The sequence below is a fragment of the Brevibacterium aurantiacum genome, from assembly GCF_007558825.1.
Taxonomy (GTDB): Bacteria; Actinomycetota; Actinomycetes; order Actinomycetales; family Brevibacteriaceae; genus Brevibacterium; species Brevibacterium aurantiacum_A.
On record NZ_VLTK01000005.1, the window covers coordinates 49248 to 65686 of the forward strand.

Below are 16439 nucleotides of genomic sequence, written 5' to 3' on the forward strand. Positions count from 1 at the left end.
TCGAATCTCAGGATCGTCACAGGCATATTCAAGTGGGGGAACAGCTCAGTCTGAAAGAGTGAAAGCATGAAATCAATCCCCCGGTTGGTCGCTGGTACTGCGGTGATCCTCGCAGCTGTACTCACCACTTCGCCGGTGACAGCTGGCATCGCCGACTTCGTCCTCAACCCGGGACAGCCGCCGGTCAAACGCGCGGCCCCTGCGCTCTCCGACTCGACCGCGGAGCTTCTGGTGCCGGTGAAGTCTCGTGGCGACGACCGCGACGGTGCCGACACCGGTACCTCTCACGGCACAGAGTCCGACGGTGAGCAGCCGAACGATTCGTACCGTCTGCACGGAGGTCCCAGCGAAGCAGCCGGCACGGGATCGCTGGCCAGTGACTTCGCCGTGCGGGCCGGGGATTCGGCGGGCTTGGTCGCACACACCGCTGCCGACGCCCAATCTCGTGTCTCAGATCTTGCGAACGATCTGCAGACCGGTGTTGACGCCGGTGAGTACACCCAGGAAGACGCAGACAGGGTGCTCAGTGAGCTCTCGAGCTACATCAAGGGCGAACGCACCTGGCCAGAGCGCGTCGGGGCCTGAAACCGGAACTCTGCCTGAAGCCGGAACCCTGCCTGGCGACACTCGTGCACCTCGACGAAGCTGCGCAGTGAAGCTCGGCGAACCTCACAGCGATCGAATCTGAACCGGTCCGGCAAAGAGACTAGACTTGCTGACGAGTAAACAGAGACGATGAAAGGCAGGGAATGACGGAGTCCTCCGCAATCACCCCCGAGCAAGTTGAGCATTTGGCCTCGCTGTCTCGGATCGCCATGGGCGAAGACGAGCTGAAATCGCTCGCCGGTGACCTGAGCACCATTTTGAGCAATGTCGCCAGGGTCAACGAAGTGGCCGGCGATGACGTACCAGCGACCAGCCATCCGATCGCACTGTCGAATGTGCTGCGCCCCGATGTCGTGGGTGAGACCCTGACCAGCGAGCAGGCTCTGGCCTCGGCCCCGGCATCCGCCGATGACAAATTCCTCGTCCCACAGATCCTTGGGGAGGAATGATGAGCGAACTGATCAATAGGAGCGCCCTTGAACTCGCCGCAGGATTGAAAGCCGGCGAGTTCTCCTCCGTCGAGGTGACCCAGGCTCACCTGGATCGCATCCACGCCACCGAAGCCGACTTCGGCTCATTCATCACCGTCACCGACGATCTCGCGCTGGAGACGGCCAAAGCAGTCGATGCCGAACGCAGCGCTGGTGGAGACGTCCACGCCCTGGCCGGAGTGCCCGTGGCGCTCAAGGACCTCGTCGTCACCGAAGGCGTGCGCACGACAGCGGGCTCGAAGATGCTCGAGAACTGGATTCCACCCTACGAATCCACCGTGCACAACAAGGTCAAGGCCGCCGGACTCCCGGTCCTGGGTAAGACCAACCTCGACGAGTTCGCGATGGGATCGACGACCGAGCACTCGGCCTTCGGCACCACCCGCAACCCGTGGAACCTCGAGCACGTTCCCGGTGGTTCCTCCGGCGGCGCTGCAGCAGCCCTCGCCGGCTTCCAGGCTCCGCTGTCGGTCGGCACGGACACCGGCGGATCGGTGCGACAGCCTGCCGCATTCACCGGCACTGTCGGTGTGAAGCCGACCTACGGTTCCATCTCACGGTTCGGCATCATCGCCATGGCCTCGAGCCTCGATCAGGTCGGCCCGATGGGCCGCAATGTCGCCGACGCCGCGGCTCTGCACGAACTGCTGGCCGGGCACGACCCGCTCGATTCGACCTCGTTGCCGGACCCGGTGGCAGGTTTCGTCTCCGCGGCACAGACTTCGGATCTGAGGGGCAAGAAGCTCGGCGTCATCAAGCAGCTGCGCGGTGAGGGCTACCAGGACGGCGTCCGCGATGCCTTCTCCGCTGCCCTCGATGTCGCCGCTGCTGCCGGCGCCGAGATCGTCGAGGTCGACTGCCCGTCGATCTCCTACGCACTCGATGCCTACTACCTCATCATGCCTTCCGAGGTGTCATCGAACCTGGCCCGCTACGACGGCATGCGCTACGGGCTGCGGGTCGACCCCGAGTCGGGCCCGGTCACCGCTGAGACGGTCATGGCAGCCACGCGCGCAGCCGGTTTCGGCAATGAGGTCAAGCGTCGCATCATCCTCGGCACCTACGCCCTCTCCGCCGGTTACTATGACGCCTACTACGGGTCGGCACAGAAGATCCGCACCCTGGTGCAGAACGATTTCGCGAAGGCCTTCGCAAGCTGCGACGTCCTCGTCTCGCCGACGGCACCGACGACCGCACTGAAGTTCGGTGCCGAGGCGGCATCCGACCCGATGTCCCTCTACCTCGGCGACGTCGCGACCATCCCAGCCAACCTCGCCGGAATCCCGGGACTGTCACTGCCTGCAGGACTGGCCGACGGACTGCCCGTCGGATTCCAGATCCTCGCCCCAGCACGTGAGGACGTGAAGCTGTACGAGGTGGCCGGCCCGCTCGAAGCCGCTTTGGAAGCCTCCGGGACTCGGGTGCTCGATACTCTCGCGGAAGGACTGACCACCAAGTGAAATACGAAGACGCGATCAAGAAGTACGATCCGGTCATCGGCATCGAGGTCCACGTCGAGCTCGGCACCGCGACCAAGATGTTCGACGCAGCACCCAACACCTTCGGTGGGGGACCGAACACCAACATCACCCCCACCTCGCTGGGACTGCCCGGCTCCCTTCCCGTCGTCAACGAGAAGGGTGTGGAGTACGCGATCAAGATCGGCCTGGCGCTGGGCTGTGAGATCGCAGAGACCTGCCGCTTCGCCCGGAAGAACTACTTCTACCCGGACGTTCCCAAGGACTTCCAGACCAGCCAGTCCGATGAGCCCATCGCCGCGGAGGGTGAGGTCGAGATCGAGCTCGAAGACGGAACGATGTTCACGATCCCCGTCGAGCGCGCCCATATGGAAGAGGACGCGGGCAAGAACACCCATATCGGCGGTGCCACCGGCCGCATCCACGGAGCCGACCATTCCCTGGTCGACTACAACCGCGCCGGTGTGCCCCTGGTCGAGATCGTGACCCACCCGATCACCGGGACCGGGGCTCGGGCCGCCGAGGTGGCCTCCACCTACGTGCGCACGCTGCGTGACATCTTCCGTGCCCTCGACGTCTCCGAAGCACGCATGGAGCAGGGCAACGTCCGTGCCGATGTCAACGTGTCCCTGCGCGAGAGCCCCGATGCTCCACTGGGCACCCGCACAGAGACGAAGAACGTCAACTCCTTCCGCTCGATCGAACGCGCGGTCCGCTACGAGATCGCCCGCCAGGCGACCCGGCTCGAAGCCGGAGAGAAGATCGTGCAGGAGACCCGTCACTTCCATGAAGGTACGGGGGAGACCTCGTCGGGGCGCCCGAAGTCCGACGCCGATGACTACCGTTACTTCCCGGAGCCCGATCTGGTGCCACTCGTTCCCAGCCGCGATTGGGTCGAGGAGCTGCGGGCGACTCTGCCTGAACTGCCTGCGCAGAAGCGCCGCCGGCTCGCAGGCGTGTGGGGCTTCTCCGATCTGGAGATGCGTGACATCGTCAACGCCGGTCTGCTCGAAGTCATCGAGGAGACGGTCAATGCCGGCGCGAAGCCTGCAGCAGCGCGCAAATGGTGGACCGGTGAGGTCGCCAGGCTGGCCAACCAGAAGGATCAGTCCACCGCCGAGCTCGTCACGCCGACGCAGATCGCAGCTCTGATCGGACTGATCAACGAGGGCAAGCTCAATGACAAGCTCGCGAAGGACGTCCTCACGGCCGTTGCCGACGGAGAAGGCGAACCGGCCGAGGTGATGAGTGCCCGTGGTCTCGAGATCGTCGAAGACACCGGTGCGCTCGAGGCAGCCGTTGAGGAAGCGATCGCTGCGAACCCCGACGTGGTCGAGAAGATCAAGGGCGGGAAGATGCAGGCCATCGGTGCCCTGATGGGACCGATCATGAAGGCCACCCGCGGTCAGGCCGATGCCGGAAAGGCCAAGGACATGATCCTGGCCAAGATCAACGGCTGATTTCGCAGGCGGCGGGTTCAGCAGGCGACTGAACAGAACTCAGGATTGATCCAGCCACACCCTCTAGACTCGGATACCAAAGAAGTCCGGAGGGTGTGGCTGTTCGCATTCTCACGGGCCACACGCCGACTCCGCCGGACCAGAATCCGGAGGTTCAGGCGTGAGGCTGCCATCCGTACGTGGAGGTGAACGCGGTGTCCCAGTCATGGAAGTCGTTGTGGAAGAGCGAATGCGGGAAGTCGATCCCGATCTATCGCATCCTCGTGCCCGAAAGCGTCAATCAGGGCATCGTGAAGGCGTGGAACGCTCGCGGGTACCGCTACACCGCCGGAGCACCGAGTGCGATCATGCTCACCGGGGCAATGCGTCGGAACTTCTTCCGCTCCAGCATGCTGTTCAAGGGCGGCACAGGAACCGGGGCCGCCGTCACTGCGGGCTTCGCCGCGCCGGGCGGTCTGGCGCTGCTGGCCGGAATGGCCGACGCCGCGCTGACATTCGGAGCTCTCGGAGGAGCGACCGCAGTGGGCACCGGTGTGTTCGCCGCAGTCACCGGACCGAAATACTTCCGTGATCCCAAACGGCTGAGTCGGAAGAACCGTCAGCAGGTCGGACAGGCACAGTGGGTCACGCCCGCTTCGCTGGGGTTCCAGCCTGGCCGCAAGGAGGGCCGCGATACCGACGAACAGCGATTGTTCCACCTCGCGGTGACGATCGCGCGAAAGATCGTCCGGACACGCGCCTGGACTCACCCTATCCTGCGCGACCACGTCTCACGTGTCGACCTCGACCATGCTGTCGCCTCGATCGGAGTGCGACTGGCCGAACTGGTCCGGCTGCGTGAGGAGATCGAGAGCATCAGGGACGCGGGCACCGCGAAGTCGGTGGAGACGTACCTGTCGAAACTCGCCGTGGCCTTCACCTCGATGGCCAATCGTGTGCTGTCGATGCACGAGTACTATGAGCATCTCATCGCTCTCGACGAGCAGCTCATGCTGCTTCACAATTCCGAACGCTCGCGTGAACTCGGCGACCGCGTCCTCGACGTGCTGTCCCGGACAGCTGCCGACGACTCTGCGGACTGGCAGTTCAGGGAACTGCGGATCGACGCTGAGTCACAGTCCTCGATCATCTCGGGCTTGGTTGCCGAGCTCGACCAGACCGCAGACGACTTCGACGATTTCGACACACGACTGGCGGCTGCCCAGGAGTCGATCGATGCATTCGAACCCACTCCCTCATCGGGGCAGGTCCGTCGCCTGGAGTGATCCGAATGCAGACGTCGGGGTCGGCGGTTTCCGGGCCGGCTGTTTCGAGATCTGCGGCATCGAGGTCAGCGGAACCGGGCCAGTGGCGTCGGGATCAGTGACCGAAGGGATCGGGATCGACACCCGGCGTCCATGAACGCCCGGGAACGTTGTACCCGTTGGCAGCCTGTTCCTTCTTCCACTTCTTCGACCAGCGCTTGTCGAGTCGGTCCACATAGAGCGTGCCCTGCAGATGATCGTATTCGTGCTGCATGATGCGGGCGAACCAACCTTCGGCGGTCAGAGACACAGACTTGCCGGTCTCATCGACGCCGTTGACCGTGACACGATCTGCGCGCTTGAGCGGAAAGTCGAGACTGGGCACCGAGAGGCATCCCTCGGTCTCCTCATCGGGATCCGGCCGGGTGTCGGGGATCTTCGAGGCGATGAGCAGGGGGTTGATGAAAGTACCGCGTCTGCGGACTCCCGCGTCATCCTCGGCGTTGAAGACGAAGATGCGCTTAGCCACGCCGATCTGCGGAGCGGCCAGGCCGACACCGTTGCTGGCATCGAGGGTCTCATGCATATCGGCGATCAGGGTGGCGAGCTCGTCGTCGAAGTCGGTGATCTTCTCCGCACGTTGGTGCAGCACAGGCTCGCCGTAGATGACGATGGGATGAATAGGCATGAGGACAATCGTATCGGCTTTCCCCAGGGCAATGCGCCTGCCTTTTCGCTCGGCGCTCTGCAAGGACAGTCGCAGATCCACGATCGTCTCGACGTCTCAGATTCGCACTCCTCCGGCAGTGCCGAAACCGTGGTTCGAAGTACCGAGGCTGGAGTGTCAACGCGAGACGAAATCGACATACGCAGCCCTGATTGTTCAGCGGTTCTCTCGGATCAAGGGCTCGTCGTCGCGATCAGAAATGGCTTCTTTATTGACTGTGACTCGAGATGACATGATATTTCGCCCGAAGCGAACATGGATTGTTGAGCAACCGCATGGGGAACAACCTTGAATGAGCCGTGGTTATGATGGTCATGAACCGTCTCGGTCCACGAGACGAGATCAGCAGTTGAAGCCTTCCGCTGATGGTCGCGTGACTGATTCGTCACAGACCTCAGCACCGGGCGAACAAACAAGCTTGAAAGGACATGTCTTGACCATCTTCAACAATGTTTCCGAACTGGTCGGCCGCACTCCGCTCATTCGCGTGAATAAGGCCAGCGAACGTTCCGGCGCAGAGATCGTCGCTAAGCTCGAATCCTACAATCCCGCGAACTCGGTCAAGGACCGCATCGGTGTCGCGATGATCGACGCCGCCGAGGCCTCGGGTGAACTCAAGTCGGGTGGAACCATCGTTGAAGCGACCTCCGGCAACACCGGCATCGCATTGGCCATGGTGGGCACCTCGCGTGGATACAAAGTTCTGCTGACCATGCCGGAATCGATGTCGAAGGAACGTCGTGCACTTCTGCGCGCCTTCGGTGCCGAACTCGTGCTCACTGAGAAGGCCAAGGGCATGAAGGGCGCCGTCGAGAAGGCGGAAGAGCTTGCTGCTGAGGGAGCGGTCCTCGTCCGCCAGTTCGAGAACCAGGCCAATGCCGACATCCACCGCGCCACGACCGGCCCGGAGATCCTGGCCGACACCGATGGCAAGGTCGACATCTTCGTCTCGGGCATCGGCACCGGCGGAACCATCACGGGAGCCGGCGCCGCTCTGCGTGAGGCCAACCCGGACGTCAAGATCGTCGCCGTCGAGCCCGCGGCCTCCCCGCTGCTCTCCGGTGGAGACGCCGGCCCGCACATGATCCAGGGACTCGGTGCCAACTTCGTCCCCGGTGTGCTCAACACCAAGATCTACGATGAGGTCATCACCATCGAGAACGAGGAATCCTTCACCCGCGCCCGCGAGGTCGCGAAGGAAGAGGGACTGCTCGTCGGAATCTCGTCAGGTGCCGCGCTCATCGCCGCAGAGCAGCTGGGTGCACGCCCTGAGAACGCAGGCAAGCGAATCGTCGTCATTCTGCCCGACTTCGGCGAACGCTACCTGTCGACTCCGCTGTTCGCCGAGTACATGGACTGAGCAGAGGGACTTCGGCCGAGCACTGTCTGAGGCAGATGCAGGTTGACCGGTGAGGGCGTCAAACACATGTTTGGCGCCCTCACCGTATTGAGGATTGACGATGACGAGCGTGAAGGACTGTTGAGATGAAGGCACTGTGGACTCTGGCGGCTGGGGCGATCGGCGCAGCCGCCTACGGACTGAGCCGACCCGAGGTGCGCGCGGCTCTGCGCGAAGACCTCGATACCGTTCGCAGACGCGATCCTGCGGCGAGGAACGACTTCGTCTCGCTGGTCTCCTACCCGGGCATGCACGCGATCTGGGCGCACCGCGGGCTGCACCGACTGTGGCAGAACGACACCACCAAGGTACCGGCCAGGCTGATGTCCCAGGCTGTGCGAACTCTGACTGGCGTCGAGATCCATCCCGGTGCCCAGATCGGACGACGCTTCTTCATCGACCACGCCAACGGAGTCGTCATCGGCGAGACCTCTGAGATCGGTGACGACGTGATGCTCTACCACCAGGTCACCCTGGGTGGAACGTCGATGGAGCAGACGAAGCGCCACCCGACCATCGGCAATCACGTCCTCGTGGGAGCCGGCGCGAAGATTCTCGGACCTGTCGTCGTTGGCGATAATTCCTCAGTCGGCGCGAATGCGGTCGTCGTCAAGGACGTCGCCGCCGACTCGAGTGCAGTGGGAATCCCGGCAAAGGTCAGGCCCTATAAGAAGCACACCGGCGCCGAGGCGGCCACCTCGGATGCCGATGGTGCGCCGTCCACGTACGCCGATTTCGAACTGATCGACCCCGCCATCTGGATCTGAGAGCCATCTGCGTCTGAGCGCCAATCAGATCTGAGCCAGAGGCTTGCTCAACCGCTTCACCCAGCAGCACGGTCTTCTGCCTCACCCAGCAGCACAATCATCGCCGGGCCCACCCCGTCGGCATCCCTGAAGGATATCGACCCGGAGGGCCCGGCGATTGCTGTCTGACAGCGGCCGAGCGTGCCGCGTGATCGCTGTGTGACGAAGCTCGGGAATACTTATCCGGCGGTGTCTGTTAAACTTTCAACTAGTTACTTCAAAACTGAAGTTATTCGGTTCAAGGAGAGTTCGCGAGCAGCGAGCAGAAGGAGCAGACATGGAACTCGGAATCTTCACCATCGGAGACGTCACCACCGATCCCACCAATGGCACGACGGTGTCTGAGAATCAGCGCATCAAGAACACGGTCGAGATCGCCAAGAAGGCCGAAGAGGTCGGCCTCGACGTCTTCGCCACCGGTCAGCACCACAACCCGCCGTTCGTCGCACCCGCGAACCCGCCGGTCCTGCTTGCCAACATCGCGGCACAGACAAAGAGGCTGCATCTGTCAACGGCCACCACCCTAATCACGACGACCGACCCGGTGCGCATCGCCGAGGACTATGCCTATGCTCAGCACCTCTCTGAGGGGCGCATCAGCCTGGTCATGGGGCGCGGCAACACCGGACCCGTCTACCCCTGGTTCGGCAAGGACATCCGTTCGGGCATCCCGTTGGCGGTCGAGAACTACAACCTGCTCTACCGCCTCTGGCGCGAGAAGAACATCGACTGGGAAGGCAAGTTCCGTACGCCGCTCAACGGGTTCACCGTCACCCCGACACCACTGGACGATGTCCCGCCGTTCGTGTGGCACGGATCGATCCGCAGCCCCGAAATCGCTGAACAGGCCGCCTACTACGGCGACGGGTATTTCCACAACAACATCTTCTGGCCGGTGTCGCACACCGCACGCATGGTCCAGCTCTACCGTCAGCGCTATGAGTACTATGGCCACGGAGCTGCGCACCAGGCGATCGTCGGACTCGGCGGTCAGGTGTTCATGCGCAAGAACTCGCAGGACGCCGTCAAGGAGTTCCGTCCCTACTTCGACAACGCACCGGTCTACGGCCACGGCCCCAGCCTCGAGGATTTCTCAACGCAGACCCCGTTGACCGTCGGATCGCCCCAGCAGGTCATCGAACGCACCCTGAGCTTTCGCGACTGGGCCGGGGACTACCAGCGCCAGCTCTTCCTCATCGACCACGCGGGCCTGCCGCAGAAGACGGTGCTGGAACAGCTCGACATCCTCGGTGAGGAAGTCGTCCCGGTCCTGCGGAAGGAATTCGCGAAGGACCGTCCGGCCGATGTGCCCGACGCGCCGACACACGAATCACTCGTCAGCCGTCACCGCGAAGGCCGGGATCCCATCCCCGGCGGCGGTCCCGGATCGCGCGCCTATGCCGACCGCCAGGCCAAGGCCGCAGAGCAGAACGACACCCAAGGAGCTGATCGATGATGCGCATCCTCAGCATCACGACCTCGCTGAGCGAGGACTCGACCACACTGAAACTGTCGAACAAGATCATCGCGGCGGCCACCTCGGCGGCAGAAGCTGCGGGTCTGAGCGCGGAGGCCGACCGCGTCAACGTACGGAACCTGAGCTCGGATCTCACCGATATGGCCCTGACCGGGTTCCGTTCGGAGAACCTCGAAGCGACATTCGCACAGGTCGCCGAGGCGGACGTGATCGTCACCGTCGCACCCGTGTACAAGGTCGCGCCGGTGGGTCTGCATACCTTGTTCTGGCAGCTCATCGACGAAAAGGCGTTGGCGAACAAGCCCGTGCTCATCGGCTCGACCGGCGGCACACCGCGGCACTCACTGGCTGGGGAGAACGTGCTGCGGCCGATGCTGTCCTACCTCAAGGGCATCGTCGTGCCGACGACGGTCTTCGCCGCGACCGATGATTGGGGCAGCATCGAAGGCGGCCGCAGCCTCAACGCCCGGATCGCACAGGCCAGCGAGGAGCTGATCGGATTGGCAGCGAGCCTGAACGGTGTCGGCGCCGGTTCGAGCGCAGGCCCTGCTGACGAGGGTGCCGACACCGACTCTGCGTCCACGACGACCGGCGAGTTCGGCCGGCGCGGCGCGCGGCGGAATCCGAGCATCGATGATGAGTTCAATCCCGAGCTCATCACCCCTTTCGCTCAGCTTCTCGAGGGATGACGATGGTCGAGATCAAGCTCGGCCGGAATCGTGACGCGCTCGCGCAGAGATCGTGGCGGGTCTACTTCGAGACCTCGCAGCGCCTGAGGCAGAACCTCGAGGGCAACCTCAAGGACAGGGCCGGTCTGACCGTCAGCGATTACAACACGCTGCTGCTGCTGTGGGAGGAGCCGACTCACCTGCTGACGATGAGCGTGCTGGCCAAGAAGTTGGTGTTCTCACCCTCACGGCTCAACTACCGGATCAAGGTGTTGGAAGACGCCGGTCTGGTGGCGAAGACGGAATGCACGGAGGACAAGCGGGCGCACAACGTCGGTCTCACCGAGGTTGGGGCGCAGGCCTTCCTCAGTGCGGGACGTCAGCACCGGGAGAACATCGACGAGGTGTTCCTCTCCCACGTCGACGATGAGGAACTCGAGGTCATCGAGCGAGTATTCGCAAGGATCGGCAAGGCGCTGCCCGAATAGGATCTCCTTGTTTGGGCCCTGCCCGAGTGAGGCAGTTCGTGGGACAATGTGTCTATGTCGATCAAGACCATTGCCTTCCCAGATTCCGAACTCCGCAACCGCGTCATCGCCCGGATTCCGGCGCACCAGCGCGCCAACGTCGATCTGGTCGTCTATTCGGATGTCGAGAAGTCGGCGAAGCTGAGCCGAGACGATGTCGATGTCGTCGTGCTTCCGTACCTCGATTCGGGACCGACCATCGAACTGCTCGACGAGCTGCCGAACCTGAGCCTGGTCGTCACCCAGACCACCGGCTACGACCCAGTCGCGCACCTGCCCGAGCGCGGCATCCAGGTGGCGACCGCCTCGGGCGTGCACACCGGCGGAACGGCCGAGCTCGCCCTGACTCTGACCTTGGCCAGCCTGCGCGGAATCGATGATGCCGTGCGCGCGCAGAGTGCAAGGATCTGGAACCACAAGCGCAACCGTTCCCTGCAGGACCGTCGCGTCATGATCATCGGCGCCGGTGAGATCGGGTCGGCGATCGCCGATCGATTCGAACCCTTCGAAGTCGACCTCACACGGGTTGCGACGAGGGCACGCGAAGACGATCGCGGGAAGATCCACAGCGTCGAGGAGCTGCCGAAGCTGCTTCCCCACACCGAGGTGGTCGTCCTCATCACGCCTCTGACGGACTCGACGAACAAGCTTGTCGACAAGGACTTCCTGGCCCAGCTGCCCGACAACGCTCTCATCGTCAACGTCGCTCGAGGCAAGGTCGTCGACACCGACGCGCTCGTGGCCGAATTGAGCACCGGCCGTCTCCATGCCGCCCTCGACGTGATGGATCCCGAACCGCTGCCGGACAACCATCCGCTGTGGGGGACGCCGAACACGCTCATCACACCTCATGAGGGAGGCGACACCTCGGCGTTCGAGCCTCGTGTGGTGAAGATCCTGGCCGAGCAGGTCCGTCGACTCAACGACGGCGAAGCGCCGCTCAACCTCGTCTCCACGCAGTGATCGGAGCAGCTCTCGAGGACCTGCTGGTCAGTTCTCGATGAACTGCTCAAAACAAGTTCCAACATGCGAGAACTTGGCATATGCATGGTGGACGCGGGCGTAGAGTGCCTGCATGAGCATTGATACGAACTCCACCACCCCGGACATCAAACCCCGATCTCGCGACGTCACCGACGGACTCGAAGCCACTGCCGCACGCGGCATGCTGAGGGCAGTCGGAATGGGCGACGACGACTGGGTGAAGCCGCAGATTGCCATCGCGACCTCGTGGAACGAGATCACCCCGTGCAACATGTCTCTGCAGCGTCTCGGCGCGGCTGCCAAGGAAGGCGTCCACGAATCAGGTGGATTCCCCCTGGAGTTCGGCACGATCTCCGTCTCCGACGGCATCTCCATGGGCCACGAGGGCATGCACTACTCGCTGGTCTCACGCGAGGTCATCACCGACTCGGTTGAGACCGTGATGAGCGCCGAGCGTCTTGACGGATCCGTCCTCATGGCTGGCTGTGACAAGTCGATCCCGGGCATGCTCATGGCATCGGCCCGCCTCGGTCTCTCCAGCGTCTTCCTCTACAACGGTTCGATCATGCCGGGCACCGCGAAGATGTCAGATGGCAGCGAGAAGGAAGTCACCCTCATCGACGCCTTCGAAGCCGTCGGTGCCTGCCGCGCGGGGACCATCACCCAGGGCGACGTGGATGCCATCGAACGCGCCGTCTGTCCAGGTGAAGGAGCCTGCGGTGGCATGTACACCGCGAACACCATGGCCTCGGCCGCCGAGGCCATGGGCATGTCACTGCCCGGTTCGGCCGCACCACCGGCCATCCACCGCGACCGCACGATGTTCGCGCGCAAATCCGGTGACGCCGTCGTCAACCTGCTGCGTCAGGGAATCACGACGAAGGACATCATCACGAGGGAATCGCTGCACAACGCGATCGCCGTGGTCATGGCCTTCGGCGGCTCAACCAACGCCGTTCTCCACCTGCTGGCCATCGCCCACGAGGCCGGAGTCGAACTCGACCTCGATGACTTCAACCGCATCGGTGACAAGGTCCCGCACCTGGGCAACGTCAAGCCCTTCGGCCAGTACGTGATGAACGATGTGTTCAAGATCGGCGGCGTGCCCGTGGTGATGAAGGCCCTGCTCGACGCGGGACTGCTCAACGGCGACTGCCTGACCGTGACCGGCAAGACCGTCGCGGAGAACCTGGAGAGCATCAATCCGCCGGATCCCGACGGCAAGATCCTCCGCGCGCTCAACAATCCGATCCATGCCACCGGCGGCCTCACCGTGCTCAAGGGCTCGATGGCTCCCGAGGGTGCGGTCGTGAAGTCCGCTGGCTTCGATGCCGATGTCTTCGAAGGCACAGCTCGTGTGTTCAACCAGGAGAAGCCGGCCATGGATGCCGTGCTGAACGGTGAGTTGAAGAAGGGCGACGTCGTCGTCATCCGCTACGAGGGACCCAAGGGCGGACCAGGCATGCGCGAGATGCTCGCCATCACCGGTGCGATCAAGGGTGCAGGCATCGGTAAGGACGTTCTGCTCATCACCGACGGCAGGTTCTCCGGAGGCTCGACCGGCCTGTGCATCGGCCACGTCGCACCCGAGGCCGTCGATGGCGGACCGATCGCCCTCGTCCAGGACGGCGACAAGATCACCGTCGACATCGCGGCCCGCTCGATCGAACTCCACGTCGAAGAATCGGTCCTCGCCGAGCGTCGCAAGACCTGGACGATCCCCGAGAACCACCGCCTCACCGGTGTGCTCGGCAAGTACGCCAAGCTCGTGCAGTCGGCCTCCACCGGTGCCGTCTGCTTCTGAGTGAGGGAGAGCCATCCATCGCCGAGGCGGTGCGGACCGATGTCCGCACCGCCTCGGCGAGCATCAGGGACCGACCAACACGAGAGGGACAGGCATGCACATCGTTGTGCTCGACGACTACCAGAACGTGGCGGCGGCTTACGCGAATTGGGAGGCGCTTGGGGCTGAGATCGACTTCGTCACCCGCCCGATCCGTGACACCGAGGATCTCGTGCGGACAGTGGCCGGCGCCGAGGTCGTCGTTGCGATGCGTGAGCGTACTCTCTTCTCCGCCGCCCGGTTGTCACGCCTGCCTGATCTGAGGCTGCTGGTGACCACGGGCCGAGTCAACGCCTCCATCGATCTGGATTCCGCCCGCTCGCAGGGGATCACGGTCTGCGGGACAGAATCCACCACCTCGGCGACTCCGGAGCTGACATGGGGACTCATCCTCTCGGTTCTGCGCAGCATCCCAAACGAAGATGCCGCCGTGCACTCCGGCGGCTGGCAGTCGACCGTGGGCGGTGACCTCTTCGGACACAGGCTCGGCGTCATCGGACTGGGCAGGCTGGGCACCCAGGTCGCCCGTGTCGGTGCCGCCTTCGGCATGGACGTCGTGGCTTGGAGCCAGAACCTCGATGAGACGCGTGCCGCCGATGTCGGGGCACATGCTGTGGGCAAGGAGGAGCTCTTCGCCACCTCCGACGTGCTGACCCTGCACTACAAGCTCAGCGAGCGCAGCCGCGGACTCGTCTCTGCCGCGGAGCTGTCGCTGATGAAGCCGAGCAGCATCTTCATCAATACTTCACGGGCGGGCCTCGTCGACATGGAAGCACTGCAGAACGCATTGGCAGAAGGTCGCATTCGCGGCGCGGGGATCGACGTGTATGACACTGAACCGCTGCCAGCCGACCATCCTCTGCGCAGCACTCCGAGGACCGTGCTGACCCCGCATCTGGGCTACGTCACCGAGGACACGTACCGAATCTTCTTCACCCAGGCAGTCGAAGACATCGCTGCTTGGCAGGCGGGGGAGCCGATCCGTCAGCTCACCTGAGCCCAGGTAAGTCCGCCGACGGCGAAGGGCCGGCCCAGATGCAAGGAAAAGGCCCACCCGGAGCGATGATGCTCCAGGCGGGCCCTGACCGAGGTCCTTCGGCGCGAAGCCGACGCGACTGGTTCAGTTCACGTCGGCGGGATCACCGGACACGCGACCGCCGTTTTCCAGCGAGTCGATGGCGGCCACCTCGGCGGAGGTGAGTTCGAAGTCGAAGACATCGAAGTTCTGGGCCATGCGGTCGCGGTTGTTCGACTTCGGGAAGACGACATGTCCGCGCTGCAGGTGCCACCGGATGATGGTCTGCGCCCAGGACTTGCCGTGGGTCGACGCGATCTCACCGATGACGGTGTCTGCGTAGTCGACCTTGCCCTGTCCGAGCGGGCCCCAGGCCTCGACCTTGATGTCGTGCTCGGTCAGCAGCGGACGGGTCTCGACCTGCTGGAACTGCGGGTGGCACTCGATCTGGTCGACGGCCGGGATGATCCCGGTCTCAAGGATCTGCGGCAGGTAGCGGTGGTCGAAGTTCGAGACACCGATCGAGGTGGTCAGACCCTGATCGCGGTAGGAGGGGAAAGCCTCCCAAGTCTCGACCGAGTTGTTGTTCTCCGGTGTCGGCCAGTGGATGAGGTAGAGGTCGACATGATCGAGGCCCAGCTTCTCGAGGCTCTCGCCCAGAGCGCGCTTCGATTCCTCGGCACCGTGGCGGTCGTTCCACAGCTTGGTGGTCACGAAGAGCTCATCTCGGGCAATGCCGGAGTTCGCAATGGCTCGACCCACGCCCTCTTCATTGCCGTAGACGGCAGCCGTGTCGATGTGGCGGTAGCCGACCTCGAGTGCGTCGGTGACGATGCGCTCGGTCTCCTCGGGATCGACCTTGAAGACGCCGAAGCCCAGCTGGGGAATGGTCTTGCCGTCATTGAGTGTGAGTGTTGGAACCGTCAAGGTGCCGCCTTTCGTCACGAATTGGTGGTCTGTTGTGATGCCAGTGCCAGGCACCGCGGTGGCGGTGCCTCTGCGAGCTTATAACGTGACGATGGTGTCCATGCATTCCTGACTGCCGAACCCGACTTGAGTGATCCGTGTCTCGGTGCACTGTCGACGAGCGTAGCCGGAGGACGAGCGAACCCGAAGAATGAACCGCCTCGGCGCGGGGGAGCGGGACAGCCGGCGGCCGCTGTCCGTCAGTCGGCGAAGACGGTGTGCACATCCCCGGTCAGCGACCGACCGCGAAGATCCTTGAGCTCGAGGACGACTGCCGAGCCGACCACCTCTGCCCCGAGCTCCCTCACAAGAGCTTGAGCGGCGGACAAGGTTCCGCCTGTGGCCAGGATGTCATCGACAAGGAGCACACGCTCGCCCTTCTTGAGGACATCGGGCCCCTCGATGGTCGCAGTTCCGTATTCGAGTGAGTAGGAGACTGCTGCGGCCGGGCGAGGCAGTTTGCCTGCCTTGCGGATGGGCAGAATCCCGACTCCTGTCATCGCCGCAATCGTTCCGGCGAAGAGGAAGCCGCGAGCTTCAAGGCCGCCGACGATGTCGAACTGGCCCTCGAACGGTGCGATGAGCGCCTCGGTGACGGCACGCAGTGCAGGACCATCAGCGATGAGCGGTGAGATATCGCGAAAGTTCACCCCCGGCTGCGGGTAGTCGGGAATCGAAGTGATCAGGGTCTGTGCGCGTTCGAGATCGGTATTCGTCACGGGACAACGATACTCGGTGGGGGCTGGCG

16 protein-coding genes are annotated in these 16439 nt (G+C 63.5%); 13 read left to right on the top strand and 3 right to left on the bottom strand.

Features of this window, described 5'->3' with window-relative positions; genetic code table 11:
- Positions 1-66: 66 nt before the first annotated feature.
- From FO013_RS10005 to FO013_RS10025, 5 genes are all read left to right on the top strand, one after another.
- Positions 67-585 carry a hypothetical protein gene (locus FO013_RS10005; RefSeq protein ID WP_143922414.1) on the top strand — a complete coding sequence of 173 codons (519 nt, stop codon included), beginning with the start codon at positions 67-69 and terminating at the stop codon, positions 583-585.
- Between the two features lie 164 nt (positions 586-749).
- The gene (gene gatC, locus FO013_RS10010; RefSeq protein WP_009882665.1) at positions 750-1055 is read left to right on the top strand and encodes an Asp-tRNA(Asn)/Glu-tRNA(Gln) amidotransferase subunit GatC; all 306 of its coding nucleotides are present in this window, start codon (positions 750-752) and stop codon (positions 1053-1055) included.
- Entirely contained in the window at positions 1055-2557 is a 1503-nt protein-coding gene (gatA, locus tag FO013_RS10015; protein ID WP_143922415.1) for an Asp-tRNA(Asn)/Glu-tRNA(Gln) amidotransferase subunit GatA, read from the top strand. The genes gatC and gatA overlap by 1 nt, the downstream gene beginning before the upstream one ends.
- On the top strand, positions 2554-4035 hold the full coding sequence (gatB, locus tag FO013_RS10020) for an Asp-tRNA(Asn)/Glu-tRNA(Gln) amidotransferase subunit GatB (RefSeq protein ID WP_143922416.1): 1482 nt from the start codon (positions 2554-2556) through the stop codon (positions 4033-4035). The genes gatA and gatB overlap by 4 nt, the downstream gene beginning before the upstream one ends.
- Before the next feature lie 194 nt (positions 4036-4229).
- Positions 4230-5300, top strand: a complete 1071-nt coding sequence (locus FO013_RS10025; protein ID WP_143922417.1) for a hypothetical protein — start codon at positions 4230-4232, stop codon at positions 5298-5300.
- 94 nt (positions 5301-5394) lie between these two features.
- Here FO013_RS10025 and def read toward each other — a convergent pair whose 3' ends face one another.
- Positions 5395-5967, bottom strand: a complete 573-nt coding sequence (gene def, locus FO013_RS10030; RefSeq protein WP_143922418.1) for a peptide deformylase — start codon at positions 5965-5967, stop codon at positions 5395-5397.
- Positions 5968-6439: 472 nt separating this feature from the next.
- Here def and cysK point away from each other — a divergent pair, with 472 nt between their 5' ends.
- From cysK to FO013_RS10070, 8 genes are all read left to right on the top strand, one after another.
- Positions 6440-7366 carry a cysteine synthase A gene (cysK, locus tag FO013_RS10035; protein WP_143922419.1) on the top strand — a complete coding sequence of 309 codons (927 nt, stop codon included), beginning with the start codon at positions 6440-6442 and terminating at the stop codon, positions 7364-7366.
- A 125-nt stretch (positions 7367-7491) separates the two neighbouring features.
- Positions 7492-8172, top strand: a complete 681-nt coding sequence (gene epsC, locus FO013_RS10040) for a serine O-acetyltransferase EpsC (RefSeq protein WP_143922420.1) — start codon at positions 7492-7494, stop codon at positions 8170-8172.
- Between the two features lie 316 nt (positions 8173-8488).
- A complete protein-coding gene (locus FO013_RS10045; protein ID WP_143922421.1) occupies positions 8489-9667 on the top strand; it encodes an LLM class flavin-dependent oxidoreductase in 1179 nt (392 codons plus the stop codon).
- Positions 9664-10377 carry an NAD(P)H-dependent oxidoreductase gene (locus FO013_RS10050; RefSeq protein ID WP_260848083.1) on the top strand — a complete coding sequence of 238 codons (714 nt, stop codon included), beginning with the start codon at positions 9664-9666 and terminating at the stop codon, positions 10375-10377. The genes FO013_RS10045 and FO013_RS10050 overlap by 4 nt, the downstream gene beginning before the upstream one ends.
- Before the next feature lie 2 nt (positions 10378-10379).
- Positions 10380-10844, top strand: a complete 465-nt coding sequence (locus FO013_RS10055; RefSeq protein ID WP_143922422.1) for a MarR family winged helix-turn-helix transcriptional regulator — start codon at positions 10380-10382, stop codon at positions 10842-10844.
- Between the two features lie 54 nt (positions 10845-10898).
- Complete coding sequence (locus FO013_RS10060) at positions 10899-11846, top strand: 2-hydroxyacid dehydrogenase (RefSeq protein ID WP_143922423.1); 948 nt, start codon at positions 10899-10901, stop codon at positions 11844-11846.
- Between the two features lie 112 nt (positions 11847-11958).
- Complete coding sequence (gene ilvD, locus FO013_RS10065; protein WP_143922424.1) at positions 11959-13671, top strand: dihydroxy-acid dehydratase; 1713 nt, start codon at positions 11959-11961, stop codon at positions 13669-13671.
- Positions 13672-13765: 94 nt separating this feature from the next.
- The gene (locus FO013_RS10070) at positions 13766-14707 is read left to right on the top strand and encodes a D-2-hydroxyacid dehydrogenase family protein (protein WP_143922425.1); all 942 of its coding nucleotides are present in this window, start codon (positions 13766-13768) and stop codon (positions 14705-14707) included.
- Positions 14708-14830: 123 nt separating this feature from the next.
- Here FO013_RS10070 and FO013_RS10075 read toward each other — a convergent pair whose 3' ends face one another.
- Both FO013_RS10075 and FO013_RS10080 read right to left on the bottom strand, forming a co-directional pair.
- On the bottom strand, positions 14831-15652 hold the full coding sequence (locus FO013_RS10075) for an aldo/keto reductase (RefSeq protein ID WP_143922426.1): 822 nt from the start codon (positions 15650-15652) through the stop codon (positions 14831-14833).
- Between the two features lie 239 nt (positions 15653-15891).
- Positions 15892-16410 carry an adenine phosphoribosyltransferase gene (locus tag FO013_RS10080; protein WP_143922427.1) on the bottom strand — a complete coding sequence of 173 codons (519 nt, stop codon included), beginning with the start codon at positions 16408-16410 and terminating at the stop codon, positions 15892-15894.
- Between the last annotated feature and the right edge of the window lie 29 nt (positions 16411-16439).

Bases quoted from the DNA above. Each gene is read 5' to 3' on its own strand.
- FO013_RS10005 (WP_143922414.1), top strand. From the start codon at position 67: ATGAAATCAATCCCCCGGTTGGTCGCTGGTACTGCGGTGATCCTCGCA.
- gatC (WP_009882665.1), top strand. From the start codon at position 750: ATGACGGAGTCCTCCGCAATCACCCCCGAGCAAGTTGAGCATTTGGCC.
- gatA (WP_143922415.1), top strand. From the start codon at position 1,055: ATGAGCGAACTGATCAATAGGAGCGCCCTTGAACTCGCCGCAGGATTG.
- def (WP_143922418.1), bottom strand. From the start codon at position 5,967: ATGCCTATTCATCCCATCGTCATCTACGGCGAGCCTGTGCTGCACCAA.
- epsC (WP_143922420.1), top strand. From the start codon at position 7,492: ATGAAGGCACTGTGGACTCTGGCGGCTGGGGCGATCGGCGCAGCCGCC.
- FO013_RS10045 (WP_143922421.1), top strand. From the start codon at position 8,489: ATGGAACTCGGAATCTTCACCATCGGAGACGTCACCACCGATCCCACC.
- FO013_RS10050 (WP_260848083.1), top strand. From the start codon at position 9,664: ATGATGCGCATCCTCAGCATCACGACCTCGCTGAGCGAGGACTCGACC.
- FO013_RS10055 (WP_143922422.1), top strand. From the start codon at position 10,380: ATGGTCGAGATCAAGCTCGGCCGGAATCGTGACGCGCTCGCGCAGAGA.
- FO013_RS10060 (WP_143922423.1), top strand. From the start codon at position 10,899: ATGTCGATCAAGACCATTGCCTTCCCAGATTCCGAACTCCGCAACCGC.
- ilvD (WP_143922424.1), top strand. From the start codon at position 11,959: ATGAGCATTGATACGAACTCCACCACCCCGGACATCAAACCCCGATCT.
- FO013_RS10070 (WP_143922425.1), top strand. From the start codon at position 13,766: ATGCACATCGTTGTGCTCGACGACTACCAGAACGTGGCGGCGGCTTAC.